The sequence below is a fragment of the Sphingobium yanoikuyae genome (assembly GCF_034424525.1).
Taxonomy (GTDB): Bacteria; Pseudomonadota; Alphaproteobacteria; order Sphingomonadales; family Sphingomonadaceae; genus Sphingobium; species Sphingobium yanoikuyae.
Genome location: NZ_CP139979.1, coordinates 3,441,763 through 3,455,486, shown reverse-complemented (window position 1 = coordinate 3,455,486; position 13,724 = coordinate 3,441,763). Strand labels below are relative to the sequence as shown.

The 13,724-nt window shown below is 67.2% G+C and carries 10 protein-coding genes; 3 read left to right on the top strand and 7 right to left on the bottom strand.

The genetic code is table 11. From position 1 onward, the window contains the following. Positions 1 to 4: 4 nt before the first annotated feature. The 4 genes from U0025_RS15905 to U0025_RS15890 form a co-directional block, all read right to left on the bottom strand. On the bottom strand, positions 5 to 1,240 hold the full coding sequence (locus tag U0025_RS15905) for an amidohydrolase family protein (RefSeq protein ID WP_004208415.1): 1,236 nt from the start codon (positions 1,238 to 1,240) through the stop codon (positions 5 to 7). An 80-nt stretch (positions 1,241 to 1,320) separates the two neighbouring features. Beyond that, positions 1,321 to 2,217, bottom strand: coding sequence for a LysR family transcriptional regulator (locus U0025_RS15900; protein WP_004208414.1), 897 nt, complete (start codon positions 2,215 to 2,217; stop codon positions 1,321 to 1,323). Positions 2,218 to 2,259: 42 nt separating this feature from the next. Continuing rightward, positions 2,260 to 2,868, bottom strand: coding sequence for a response regulator transcription factor (locus U0025_RS15895; RefSeq protein WP_004208413.1), 609 nt, complete (start codon positions 2,866 to 2,868; stop codon positions 2,260 to 2,262). Further along, positions 2,861 to 4,471, bottom strand: coding sequence for a sensor histidine kinase (locus U0025_RS15890; RefSeq protein WP_004208412.1), 1,611 nt, complete (start codon positions 4,469 to 4,471; stop codon positions 2,861 to 2,863). The genes U0025_RS15895 and U0025_RS15890 overlap by 8 nt, the downstream gene beginning before the upstream one ends. Positions 4,472 to 4,697: 226 nt before the next feature. On the opposite strand from U0025_RS15890, the gene U0025_RS15885 reads away from it, so the two are divergent. From U0025_RS15885 to U0025_RS15875, 3 genes are read left to right on the top strand one after another with little or no spacing between them, the layout of a single operon-like run. Further along, on the top strand, positions 4,698 to 5,786 hold the full coding sequence (locus U0025_RS15885) for a flagellin N-terminal helical domain-containing protein (protein WP_004208411.1): 1,089 nt from the start codon (positions 4,698 to 4,700) through the stop codon (positions 5,784 to 5,786). A gap of 51 nt (positions 5,787 to 5,837) precedes the next feature. Then, on the top strand, positions 5,838 to 6,767 hold the full coding sequence (locus U0025_RS15880) for a polysaccharide deacetylase family protein (protein WP_004208410.1): 930 nt from the start codon (positions 5,838 to 5,840) through the stop codon (positions 6,765 to 6,767). Positions 6,768 to 6,816: 49 nt separating this feature from the next. Then, complete coding sequence (locus U0025_RS15875; RefSeq protein WP_254792249.1) at positions 6,817 to 8,376, top strand: right-handed parallel beta-helix repeat-containing protein; 1,560 nt, start codon at positions 6,817 to 6,819, stop codon at positions 8,374 to 8,376. A 48-nt stretch (positions 8,377 to 8,424) separates the two neighbouring features. Here U0025_RS15875 and U0025_RS15870 read toward each other — a convergent pair whose 3' ends face one another. The 3 genes from U0025_RS15870 to U0025_RS15860 are packed head-to-tail and all read right to left on the bottom strand — an operon-like array spanning position 8,425 to position 13,481. Further along, positions 8,425 to 9,450 (bottom strand): zinc-dependent alcohol dehydrogenase, encoded by a 1,026-nt coding sequence (locus U0025_RS15870; RefSeq protein ID WP_004208408.1) that lies wholly within the window; start codon positions 9,448 to 9,450, stop codon positions 8,425 to 8,427. Between the two features lie 45 nt (positions 9,451 to 9,495). Next, the gene (locus tag U0025_RS15865; RefSeq protein ID WP_004208407.1) at positions 9,496 to 12,168 is read right to left on the bottom strand and encodes an HAD-IC family P-type ATPase; all 2,673 of its coding nucleotides are present in this window, start codon (positions 12,166 to 12,168) and stop codon (positions 9,496 to 9,498) included. Between the two features lie 50 nt (positions 12,169 to 12,218). Further along, positions 12,219 to 13,481 carry a phospholipase A gene (locus U0025_RS15860; protein WP_004208406.1) on the bottom strand — a complete coding sequence of 421 codons (1,263 nt, stop codon included), beginning with the start codon at positions 13,479 to 13,481 and terminating at the stop codon, positions 12,219 to 12,221. Positions 13,482 to 13,724 lie beyond the last annotated feature (243 nt).

The window sequence follows — 13,724 nt, the reverse complement described above, 5'->3', positions numbered from 1 at the left end:
CCGGTCAGACCGTCAGGGGCTCGGGCACGGGGGATTTGTGCATCCGCCCGCCCAGCATGATCATCTTGATATTGGCCGCATCCTGCAGCAGGCGGACGTCCGTCGTCGGATCGCCCTCCACCAGCAGCAGGTCGGCGAGATAGCCCGGCTTCACCTGGCCGACGGGCTGGTCCATCAGCTCGCCGCCCAGCATGGTGGCGGCATGCAGCGCCTCGGCCGGGGTGAAGCCATAATAGGTGACGAAATGTTCCAGGTCGCGGGCGTTGCGGCCATGGGGATTGAAGGGGAAACCATAGTCGCCGCCGGGCAGCACGCGTACGCCGCGCGCCTTCAATTTGGGCACCAATGTCTTTTCCAGTTCCAGCCGCTCGGCCGCGCTCGCCTTCATCGACGCCATATTGATATGGGGCGGCGGATTGGCCTCCAGCGCGGCGACCGATACGCCGGGACCGGGGGCGTAGAAGATGGCGTCCTTCTTCGCCGCCATGGCGTCGACCGCCGCATCGTCGGCGAAGGAGCAATGATAGAGGATGCGGGCACCCGCTTCGAGCGCCAGATTGATGGCGCGCGGGCTATAGGCATGGGTGGCGATCCACAGGCCTGCCTCCTTCGCTGCCTCGCCGGCCGCGATCATTTCCGCGTCGGTGTAGAGGATATCCTGCGACGATCCAGGCTTGAGCGCATCCTCGCCCGAAATCACCAGCTTGAGCGATTTGACGCCCTCCGCCGCGCAATAGGCGACGAAGGCGCGCATCGCTTCGGGCCCCCGCCCGTTGAACACATCGCCGGTCTCGACCCCTTCCTCGCCTTCCGGGCTGCGCTCCAGCGTGGAGGGCACCAGCCGCGGGCCGGGGGTTTCGCCGGCCGCAATGGCGCGGGCCAGTTCCGGTTCGATCTGGTCGCCCAGCGCGCCGGCCGAATAGAGGCTGGTATAGCCATGGTCGAGCAGCACGCGGGCATTGCGCCAGGCGGCGACCTTCAGCTCTTCGGGCGGCAGGATGAACTGATGATAGATTTTCTCGACCGAGCTGCCCCAGGTCAGATGGGTATGGGCGTCGACCATGCCGGGCATCAGCGTCGCGCCCTGGCCGTCGATCACCATGTCGGCCTGCGCCGCATCGATCGCGGCTTCGTCGCGCAGAATGTCGGCGATGCGATCGCCCTCGATCATGACCGCGCCGGGGAAGGGCGCACTGCCGGTCCCGTCGAAAATCGCAATATTGCGGATCAGCTGCCGCACGAGGGCTCTCCCGAAGTCTCTTGTTGAATGCCCTTATGCGCCGAATTTATACGCAAGAATAATAATGATTTTTGGGAACGTCATAGCTTGGAGCTATGGATCATGATGTCCAGCAGCGCCTCGCCCAGCCGCGACAGGCGGGCATCCTTCAGCTTGCGGATGCCGATGCTGCGCTGGAAGGTCGCTTCGCGAATGGCGATCGCGCGCAGCACGCCGATCGACAGTTCGGCTGCCGCCACCTTCATCGGCAGGATGGTCAGTCGGCTGCTGTTCCGCACCATCGCCTTGGTCGTCAGCAGCGAATCGCACCGGATCACATCCTGCGGCACCGGCACGCCCGCCGACATGAACAGGGCGTCGATCTGCCGGCGGAAGGCGCCGCGTGCTTCCGGCAAAACCCAGCGCTTGGCCATCATGTCGCGCAGCGAGACCTCGGCCGGCAGATGATCGTTGCGGCGGCCGACCACCAGCGCGAACGGATCCTGCGCGAAGGTGATTTCCTCGATCCCCTCGGGCGGCTCCTCCAGCCCCGTGGTGACGAAGGCCAGCTCGATCTCGCCCCGGTGCAGCATGTCGGCCAGGTCATGGTCGGGCCGTTCCACCGCATGCAGCGCGAAATGGCCCATCTTGTCCTCCAGCCGCCGCACCGCGTCGGGCAGCAGGCTGACGAGGGCGCCCGGCGTGCCGCCGACCCGCAGCGGCCCGGTCACGCCCGCACGCGCCAGCCGCAATTCCTCCTCCGCGCCGCTGATCAGGCTGTCGACCGCCTCCGCCCGGCGCAGCAGCACTTCGCCCTCCGGCGTCAGGCTGATGCCGCTGCGCGACCGGGCGAACAGGGCTGCGCCGACCGACTGTTCCAGTTGCGCGATCGCATTGGACACCGATGGCTGGGAGATGTTGAGCAGCCGCGCGCCGCCGCTGATCGAGTTGGCACGGCAGACGGCGAGGAAGGTGCGAAGCGCGCGGGGATCGATCATCGGCCTAGATAGCCCGACCATCGCCGCGCACAACAAGACAATCTAGCCCTCGGTGCCGCTCGCCTCCCGCACCAGGGCGATCAGGGCGGCGGGGCTGCTGGCGCCCGTCTTGGCGACGATCGCGGCGCGATGATCCTCGATCGTCTTGGGGCTCAGCGACAGGGCGGCGGCGACCATCTTGTTGCTCATCCCCTGGGCCAGGCAGTGCAGCACCTCGCGCTCGCGCGGGGTCAGCGGCGCCAGCCGGGCCAGCGCCCCGCGCCGCTGCCGGCTCCAGCGCGCGCCCTCCGCCACGGCGGCCAGCAGCCGGCCCTCGTCGATCGGCTTTTCCAGATAGTCGAACCCGCCATAGCGGCGCACCGAATCCACCGCGCTGCTGGTGGTCGGCCAGGCGGTCATGAAGATGATCGCCACCGCCGGATCCTGCGCCCGCATCCGCTCGGCAAAGGCAAAGCCGTCCATGTCCGCCATCATCACGTCGGTGACCAGGCAATGGGCCGGCTCGTCGGCCTGGGCGCGCAGCATCGCGCGGGGTGTGTCGAACGCCTGGGTGCGATAGCCGTGCCGCCCCAGCAGCCGCGCCACCGCCCGGCCCAGATCAGGATCGTCATCGACCACATGGATGATGGCGGGATCGGCCGGGTCAGTCATGGCTGGGCTCCGTGCGGGGCAGCGACAGGCTGGCGCGCGCGCGGCCCTGCGCGATGTCGCGGCTCAGCGTGCCGCCATGGGCGTCGGCGATGGCACGCGCCACCAGCAGGCCGATGCCCATCCCGCCATAGTCGGGGGAGGGGGAAGGGACCGGGTTGGCGACATGGATCGTCACCTGATCGGCCCGGCTTTCCAGGGCAATCTCGATGGTCGATCCGGGCGCCGCCAGCATCGCGTTGCGCAGCAGGTTGAGCAATATCTGGGTCAGTTCGATCTCATGCCCGGTGACCTGCAACCGCGCATCCATCGGCGGCAGGCTGATGGCACAGCCCAGGCTGCGCGCCTCGCCGCCGACCATGCCGGCACAGTCGCGCAGCATCTGGCCAACGATGATCGGCGATGGCTCATCGACGGCGCGCCCGCCAAAGCTGCGCAGCCGTCGCACCATGTCGGCCAGCAAAGCCGCCTTGCGATCGACCAGTTCGATGCTCTCGCGCATCTCCGCCGGGTCGGGCTGGGGATCGCGCGACAGGGCGGACAGATGCCGGGTCTCGATCGCCAGCGTCGACAGCGGCTGGCTGATCTCGTGGATGATCGCCACCGACATGGCGCGCAGCGTCTTGAGCCGTTCGGCCTGGAACAGGATGCGATCGCGCCGGGCGATATCCTCGCGGGCGCGAATCTGCGCCTCGGCAAAGCTGCCGGCAAGATAGGTGGCGATCGCCATGGCGGCGAGGCCCATGTGCAGCGCGAAGCGGGTGGCGCTGGCCGACAATGGTGCCGACCAGGGCAGGATGATCGCGGCCGACAGGATGATCGCGATCCACGCGCCCAGCCGGCCGCAGCGCAGCCCCACCCAGATCGCGCCGATCAGCACCGGCGTGACCGCGATCTGGGGTTCGACCCGCGCCAGCCCCCAGGCGAGCAGCCAGGCAAAGACGAAGACGGCGGCGGCCTCGACCGCACGGCCGCGTCCGATCTGCATCAGCCGCCGCGCTTCTTCACGGCGCGTGCCGATCCACAGCAGGGGCGGCGCGACCAGCAGCACGCCCAGCAGGTCGCCGACCAGGAAGGCGGCGATGGTGGTGGCGATCGGCTGGCTGGGCAGGGTGCCCGACACGCCGGGCCACAGCCATTCCCAGAAGCCGGCGGTGAAGGACACCAGCGTCGGCGCCAGCACCGCGGCCAGGCCGAAGGGCATCGGCGCGATCGCCAGTTCCGACCGGCTGCGCCGTTCGATGAAGCGCACCAGCGCGATCATCAGGCCATAGGCGGCGGGCGCGCGCGCGACCCCGCCCAGCTGGTTGAGAAATTCGGGGCCGTCCGACACGATCGTGCCGGTCAGCAACTGGATCACGCATTCCTCGACGATCAGGACCGGCGTGTAGCGCGCGCCGATCCGCCATAGCAGCGCCAGCCGCACGCCGGCGGCGGGATACCAGAGGCTGAAGAAATGGGCGCCACCCCACGGGCTGGCCGCCATATGCGCCAGCTTGAACGCGAAGGGATAGGCCAGCAGCAGCGCCACCAGCCGCCAGTCGATGGCGCGCGCCTCCAGGCGAAAAGGGCGCGGCCGGGCGCTCATGGGGGACAGGGTGGCCATGGCCCTGTCCTAGCCCGGATCACCCGCCTGCCAAGCCGGGAAATTCCCTGCCGTTTCAATCTTATCCGGGAATTAACCGGATAGGCCGGGCGCTGTGGCGCGGCCATCACGGGGGCGACCGTTTGGGGGCAACGCCTTTCGGTTGCCGGGCGGCGCTTTGCGACCCGCGTCGCCCGGTCCCACAGACGCCGGCATCTTCCTGCCTGGCATGGATGGAGGACATCCCATGAGCGTGATCGGAACCAACAGCGCGGCGCTGCGCGCGCAGCGGGCGATCGAGGCGGCCACCAAGGCCCAGGGCCAGGCAAGCGAGAAATTGTCGACCGGCAAGCGGATCAATTCGGCCAAGGATGATGCGGCCGGCATGGCGATCGCCCAGACCATGACCAGCCAGCTGCGTGGCATGGAAGTGGCCAAGCGCAACGCGGCCGACGCCATATCGCTGACCCAGACCGCCGAAGGCATATTGGGCGAGGTCCAGAACAGCCTGCAGCGCATGCGCGAACTGACGTTGCAGGCGGCCAATGGCGTCAACCGGCCGGAGGATCGCGCCGCGCTCCAGACCGAAATGGATCAGACCGTCGCCCAGATCAACGCGTTGCTGCAGAATAGCGAGTTCAACGGCGTGAACCTGTTTTCGAACACGGCGCAAGGGACGGCGGCCCGCGACTATAATGCGGATGGCGATTTGCTCGATTACAGCGGCTATGGGTATTATCGCGATGAACTCATGCACAGTGCCGGCAGCACCGTCATCAATGTCCAGGCCGGTGCCAATGCGACCGACAATGTCGCCATCACCCTGCCGACCCTGCGCAGCAACGGCGACGATTTCACCCTGCTGGGCACCGACCTTGCGGTGAACGGCACGATGCGCTTCGTGGGGATCAGCAATATCGACCTGACGCTCGACTATGATGTCGGTGTGGCCGCCGTCCATCGCACCAATGAATTGGGCAGCACCGGCTGGATGGACCCGGAAGGCTATGTCGCCTTCACCGATTCCGACTATAAATCCTACGCCCAGATCGGCGTGACCGCGCAGCAGGGGCTGACGGTGATCGACGCCGCGCTGGCGCAGATTTCGACCGCCCGCGTCAATCTGGGCGCGGCGCAGAGCCGGCTGGAATCCATCTCCAGCCAGCTCGACACCAATATCGTCAACCTGACCGACGCCCGCTCGCGGATCGAGGATGCGGACTTCTCCACCGAATCCACCGCTCTCGCCAAGAGCCAGATCCTGTCGCAGGCGGCAACGGCGATGCTGGCCCAGGCCAATGCCCGGCAACAGGATGTGCTGAAACTGCTCGAATGATCCCCGCGACCCGGCTAGGACCGCTGCGGACATTCAGCGGGAGAGGCAGGAATGATGAAGCGGGCCATGGCCCTTTGCCTGCTGCTGGGCAGCGCAGCGGCGGCGCAGGCGGGCGATCCGCCCCGGTTCGATGTCGCGATCACGGTCGATGATCTGCCTGCCCATGGCCAGTTGCCGCCCGGCACCACCCGCGCCGACATCGCCCGCCGCTTCCTCGCGACGCTGAAGGCGCATCATGTCGCGCAGGCCTATGGCTTCGTCAATGCGCGCGGACTGGCGGAGGATCCGGCGTCGGACGCGGTGCTGACGCTCTGGCGTCAGGCCGGCTATCCACTCGCCAACCATAGTTACAGCCACCTCAATCTCGACGGCGCGCCCTCGCTCGACGCCTGGCAGGCGGACGTGATCGCTGGCGAGCCGGCGCTGGAACAGCATATGGGGAAAGGGGACTGGCACTGGCTGCGCTTCCCCAACCTGTCGAGCGGCAAGGACGCGACCCGCCATGACGGCGCCGCCGCCTTCCTGAAACGGCGCGGCTATCGCATCGCCAGCGTCAGCCTGGCTTTCGAGGACTGGGATTATAGCGACGCCTATGCCCGCTGCCGCGCGCAGGGCGACGATCGCATGATCGCGGCGATGAAGCGCCACTATCTGGCCGTGGTCGATCAGGCGATCGCGCGGGCAAAGGCCAATGCCCAGCGCGTTCATGGCCGCCCGATCCCGCATGTGCTGCTGCTCCATGTCGGCGCCTGGACCGCCGACACCCTGCCCGATGTCATGGCCCGGCTCGATGCCGCCGGCGCGCGCTATATTCCGCTGGCAAAGGCGGAGGCCGACCCGGCCTATGCCCAGGCCGAAGCCCTGCCGGGCGGCGGTGGCATCATCGAACGGGTGGCGCAGGCACAGGGCATCGCTCTCCCCGCTGCCCCATCCCCGGCACCCGAAATCGACCTGCGCCAGGCCTGCCGCACACCCGGCTGAGGCGACTTCACCTTGCATTCAGCGCGCGACCGATAGAATGGCGCGCAATATGATCATGGGTAAAAGCCGGCATGGCCGGGCGCTGACAATCTTCCTGCCTTTCCTGGTGCTGACCGCGGGTGCGACATCCGCGGCGCAGGCGACGACCTATTATGTCAACAGCGCCACCGGCAATGATCGCGCCGCCGGCACCACCGCCGACCAGCCCTGGCGCAGCCTGGCGCGGGTGCGCGACTATCCGCTGATGCCGGGTGATCAGGTGCTGCTGATGGCCGGATCGCGCTGGCAGGAGCCGCTCACCATCACCCGATCGGGCCGCTCCGGCGCACCGATCAGCGTCGCCGCCTTCGGCACCGGCGCGCGGCCGCGCATCGATGTCGGCGGCGTCTCGCCCCATGGCGTGGGCGTCATCAATGCCGAATATGTCAGCGTCAGCGGGCTGGAAGTCACCAACGACAATTCCGCCCCGGCCCAGCGTTTCGGCGTGCTGGTCTCCGCGGTCGACCGGGGCGTGACGCGCGGTATCCGCATCAGCGACATGTATATTCACGACGTGCGCGGCGTGAATGATCGCAAGGATAATGGTGGCATCGTCTTCAGCGCGACCGGCAAGAAGCTGCCGACCCGCTTTCAAGATCTGGTGATCGAACGCAATATCGTCTGGAAGGTCGACCGGTCCGGCATTGCCGGCATCGCCGACCGGATCAGCGCCAAGGACTGGTTCCCCAGCGAAAAGATCGTGATTCGCGACAATCTGGTCGAGGATATCGGCGGCGACGGCATCGTCCCGCGCGGCACCGACGGCGCCCTGATCGAACATAATATCGTGCGCTATGCCGGTGCCCGAGCACCCGGCTATAATGCCGGCATCTGGCAGTGGAGCACCGACAACAGTCTGATCCAGCTCAACGAGGCCGCCTATACCCGCACCCGCTATGACGGGCAGGGCTTTGACAGCGACTTCAATTCGCGTCGCACGACATTGCTCTACAATTACAGCCACGACAATGCCGGCGGCTTCCTGCTGATCTGTTCGCCCGGCCGCAACGACAAGGATAATCTGGGCAATCGCGGCACCGTCGCGCGCTACAATGTCAGCCGCAACGACGCGCTGCGCATCTTCCAGCTCGCCGGCAATGTCTCCGACGTGCTGGTGGAGAAGAATGTGATCCATGTCGGCAAGGGCATGGATGTGCAGATGGTGGTGGCAACCAACTGGGATGGCTGGGCGCAGGATGTCCGCATCGTCGAAAATGACTTCAAGGTCGCCGGCACCGCTCGTTATGGCAGCGAGAGCGGCCGGTCAGGCCCCGATTATCTCATCAAGGCAGGCTTCGCCCCGGCCCAATTTATCCGCTTCCGCGACAATCGCTACTGGGGCAGCCATGTCGACCTGCCGGCCGAGGCGGCGGGCGACGTGATCCCGCCCTATCTCGATCAGCCCGCCGACTGGCAGGTGCCCGTGTTCGATCCGGCCAGGGCAGAGGGATTCGCCGAATTCATGGCCCGGCACCGCGCCTGGATGCTGGCCATGCTGCAACGTGAACTGGGCCAGGCGGTGCAGCCGCGCCAGCCGCGCCGCATCTCCATCTTCGAAGCGCGCCGCTGACCGGCGGCGCGGGCGGCATGCACCGCCCGCGCCCGGCCATGCCGCCCGTTACAGGGTGAGCGAGATGCGCCCGTCCACCTTGCCGGCGCGCAATTCGTCCAGCACGGCGTTCACATCGTCGAACGGCCGGGGCGTCACATGCGCCTTCACCTTGCCCTCGACCGCGAAGGCGATCGCTTCGGCCAGGTCGCGCCGGGTGCCGACGATCGAACCGCGCACGGTCACGCGCTTGAGCACCACGTCGAAGATCGGCGTCGGGAAATCGCCCGGCGGCAGGCCGACCAGGCTGACGGTCGCGCGGCGGCGGGTGCAGGCGATCGCCTGGGCAAAGGCGGGGGGCGACACCGCCGTCACCAGCACGCCATGGGCGCCGCCGCCGGTCGCATTCTGCACTTCCGCCACGACATTGTCGGCCCGCGCATCCAGCGCCAGGTCCGCGCCCAGCGACCGGGCCAGCTCCAGCTTGCTCTCGCCAATGTCCAGCGCCACGACATGCAGGCCCATCGCCTTGGCATATTGCACGGCGACATGGCCCAGCCCGCCGACGCCGGAAATGGTCACCCATTCGCCCGGCTTCGCCTCGGTCTCCTTCAGCCCCTTGTAGACGGTGACGCCCGCGCACAGGATCGGCGCCATCGTCACGAAATCGACGCTGTCGGGCAGGCGGCCGGCAAAGGGGGCGCTGGCGATCGCATATTCGGCATAGGTGCCGTTGACGCTGTAGCCGGTATTATGCTGCCGCTCGCACAGCGTTTCCCAGCCCGTCTCGCAATATTCGCAGGCGCGGCAGGCATCGTGCAGCCAGGGGATGCCGACGGCGTCGCCTTCCTTCAGGTCGGTGACACCCGCGCCCAGCGCCACGACATGGCCCACGCCCTCATGGCCGGGGATCAGCGGCAGGGTCGGCTTCACCGGCCAGTCGCCATCGATCGCGTGCAAATCGGTATGGCATACGCCACTGGCGACGATCTTCACCAGCACCTCACCGGGCCCCGGCTCGGGTATCGCTATCTCCTCGATCGTCAGCGGCGCCTTGAACGTCCGGGCAATCGCGGCTCGCATGGTCGTCGGCATGATTTCCTCCTTCTTCTGCGGCTGTGGGACTGTGGATAATGGCGGTCAGATATCCTCGAACCAGGCGAGCCGATGGGCGGCCAGCTTTTCGAGTTCCAGCACGGCGAACATCGCCGCGCCCAGGCCGATGATTATCAGCCCGTCGGTCAGCGACAGCGGCCGGCTGTCGAAAATATCGTGCATGAACCGCGCATAGGTGAAGAGCAACTGGGCGATCACCACCGCCACGATCGCCGCCAGCACGATCGGCGTGCCCATCGCGCCGCGCAGCGTCAGCGATCGCATGTGCAGGAAGCGCACATTGAACAGATAGAATATCTCGCCCACGATCAGCATGTTGACCACCATGGTCCGGGCGGTATCGATGTCGTGGCCGACATGCTGGGCATAGAAGAATATCCCCAGCGCCATCGCCCCCATCAGCACCGATACCAGCATGATGCGCCACAGCAGGAAGGGGGAGAGCAGCGGCGCGCCGGCGGCACGGGGGCGCCGCTCCATCGTTCCCGGCTCGGTCGGCTCGAACGCCAGCACCAGCCCCAGCGTCACCGTCAGCACCAGATTGATCCACAATATCTGCGTCGCCGTCATCGGCAGGGCAAAGCCGGCGATGATCGCGATCACCACCGCCAGCGTCTCGCCGCCATTGGTCGGCAAGGTCCAGCTGATGACCTTGCGGATATTGTCATAGACGGTGCGCCCTTCGCGCACGGCCGCAACGATCGACGCGAAATTATCGTCCAGCAGCACCATCTCGGCCGCTTCCTTGGCGGCCTCCGTGCCCTTGATCCCCATCGCCGTGCCGACATCGGCCTGTTTCAGCGACGGCGCATCGTTGACGCCGTCGCCGGTCATGGCGACGACCAGCCCGTGCGACTGGAGCGCGCGGACGATGCGCAGCTTGTGCTCGGGGGAGGAGCGGGCGAACACGTCGACATCGCGTACCCGCGCCGCCAGCGCCTCATCATCCAGCGCCTCGACCTCGGCGCCGCTCATCGCCTGGGGATCATCGTCCAGGGCCAGTTGGCGGGCGATGGCGATGGCGGTGCCGACATGGTCGCCGGTAATCATCTTGACCGCGATGCCGGCCGACCGGCACTGGGCGATCGCCTGCCGCGCCTCGTCGCGTGGCGGATCGATGAAGCCCATCAGCCCCAGCAGCTCGACCCCGCTCTTCAGATCGTCGAAGCCGATCCGGTCGGGCGCTCCCGTGATCCGCTTGACCGCAAAGCCCAGCAGGCGTTCGCCCCGGTCGGCGGCGGCCGACAGCCGCGCGTCCCAGGCGGCGACATCCGCGCCGGTCATCGCCAGCAGCGCTTCGGGCGCACCCTTGACGAAGATGGCGCTGCTGCCATCGGGCGCGCGGTGCAGCGTCGCCATGAAGCGATAGGCGGCGTCGAACGGGATTTCGTCGATCCGCGGCCATTCGTCGCGCACATGGTCGGCGCTCAGCCCCGCCTTCATCGCCAGCGCCACCAGAGCGCCCTCCATCGGGTCGCCCTGCACGGTCCAGCCGTCATCCGCTTGGCGCAGCAGGGCATCGTTGCACAACAGGCCGCAGCGCAGGATTGGCGCGGCATCGGCCAGCGCCTCGGCATCGTCGCCGCCCTCGGCCGCGCTGATGGCGCCCGTCGGCGCATAGCCCGATCCGCTGACATGCAGGTCGCCGCCCGGCAGCAACAGGTGGCGCACGGTCATCTCGTTGCGGGTCAGCGTGCCGGTCTTGTCGGTGCAGATCACCGATGTGGCCCCCAGCGTCTCGACCGCTGGCAGGCGCCGGATCACCGCCTGGCGCGCGGCCATGCGCTGCACGCCGATCGCCAGCGTGATGGTGATGACGGCGGGCAACCCTTCCGGCACCACGCCGACCGACAGGGCGACGATCGCGATCAGCGCATCGATCCAGTGGAAACCGCGCGCCAGCACCGCGAACAGGAACAGGACGACCGCGCCGGCCAGCACCGACCAGGTCATCAGCCGGGCGAAATCGTCGATCTGCCGCACCAGCGGCGTCTTGCCGACCTCGACCGCCTTCAGCATGCCGCTGATCCGGCCGATCTGGGTATGGCTGCCGGTTTCGACCACCAGCCCGGTCGCCTGGCCGGCGGCCACCAGCGTGCCGGAAAAGGCCATGTTGCTCTGATCGGCGATGCCGGCGTCGGCGGCGATCAGCGTCTGATGCTTTTCCGCAGCGACCGATTCGCCGGTCAGTGCTGCCTCGTCGATCAGCAGGCCGCGGGCGCGCAGCAGCCGGATGTCGGCCGGCACCCGGTCGCCCGCTTCCAGCAGCACGATGTCACCGGGCACCAGATCGGGCACCGCCACCACCCGCCGTTCGCCGCTGCGCAGCACCATGGCATGCGGCGCGATCATGTCCTGGATCGCGCCCAGCGCTTCTTCGGCCTTGCCTTCCTGGATGAAGCCGACGACCGCATTCACCAGCACCACGGCCAGGATCACGGCAGCATCGATGCCATGATTCAGCAGCAGCGCGACCAGCGCCGCGCCGATCAGGAAATAGATGAGCACACTGTTGAAATGCGCCAGGAAACGCAGCAGCGGATGCTGGCGCGGCGCTTCGGGCAGGGCGTTGGGGCCATAGCGCCGCAGCCGGGCCTCGGCATCGCGCTGGTCCAGCCCGGTGGCTTCGACGGACAGCGTTGCCAGCGCCTCTTCGGGCGGCAGCGCATGCCAGGCAACGGGCGGGGCAGAGGACATCGGCTTCCCTTTCAGTCGCGTCGAGCGGCCGGGGGCAAGCCACCCGGCGGTTAGCGCACCAGCGCGAAGCCGATCCGCAATCTTGTTATGGAACGATTATAGTCCAACAGGTTCTCGCCATATCCGGCAAATCCCTGAGCGAACAAATAGAGATCGGGGCCACCGCCCAGCAGGTGCGGCAGCGGATAGGACAGGTCGGCGTTGATCGCGCCCTTGCCCGATCCGAAATTGAACCGGCTGTTGGTCGACAGGCGCAGCCCGTCATCATCGCCGACCTGCAGGAACAGGCCGGCATGGCCGCGATAGCGGACGATATCGGGATTGTCGGACTTGTCGCCGACATAGAAGGTCAGGCGCGGCGCCACCAGCAGCCGCCGTTCCTCGCCCAGCGAGAAGGCCGCCATCGGCGCGACATAGACGCTGTTGATGCTGCGCGACGCATCGCCGTCCCGGCCGTTGGATTCGTGCCGAAGCCCGCCCTGCAGCGCCAGCGACATGCCGTTCTTCAGCATCCGGGTCGGCGTCACATAGATGAGCTCGGGCTGATAATCGATGTTGCGGAAGGGCATGGAATTGGCACCCAGATCCCAGAACATGCGCTGGGTATAGGCGAAATGCAGGCCGTCCCGCCAGGAACTGGGCAGGTGCGCGGCATCGCGCGATCCGAACAGCCGATATTCGAAACTCAGCTGCAGCCGGGCATCGGTATTGGTGCCGGGGCCATAGACTGCATAGATCGGCTCATAGGGCGCCAGATTGCCGATGAAGGCATTGCCCGCGCTGCGATCGGCCGGCGGCGCGACCGGCGGCGGCACCGGGGTTCCGGGTGGCGGCGGCGGCGGTGGAACAGGCACAGGCGAAGCGGCCGCCATCCGCGCGGCCGCCGCGCCATGCAGCGCCACCTGCGGCGAATTCCAGGCCGGGATCGACAGCAATGCCCCCTCGGCCATGTCGCTCGCGGCCAGTTGATAGCGCGCCTGGGCAAAGCCGCCCGGCGCAATCTCCACCGTCTCCGGCACGCCCGGCGCCCGGCGCAGCCACAGCCGGCGCGCCGCGCCATCCTGTTCCACCAGCGCCTCGACCCGGTCGGGCAGCGGCATGGTGGCGGGTGCCGTGCCCATGTTGAGGAAGCGCAGTTCCACGCTCGCCATATTCTGGTCATCGGGCAGGGCGATCCGCCCTATCAGGGTTTCTACGGGTTCCCCGGCCAGGGCGCTTGTCGCAAAAGAAGGCGACAGGACAACCAGCAGCCATGCCAGGCTCGACCAGGGGGCGGGCAAGTGTCGTGGTTGCGCGCGGCGGTTGCGGATCATCCTGCGTCCCTTGTCGCGTTGCGCCCCTCGCAACGGCGCGAGCGGTCAGGTCAGGTGCGATTGACGATACTGGTTGTGGTGGATAAACACAAATATATTAAAGGCATAAGTTATTCGTGAGTCCTTGTGATGTTCTGAAACATCATGTCTCACAAAATCGAGAATAGATGAAGTCGGTCGATGCTATATCGATTGAATAGGGGTCCATGTTGCTCGAAAAGGGGTGCTTGGTGTCGCTTGGCA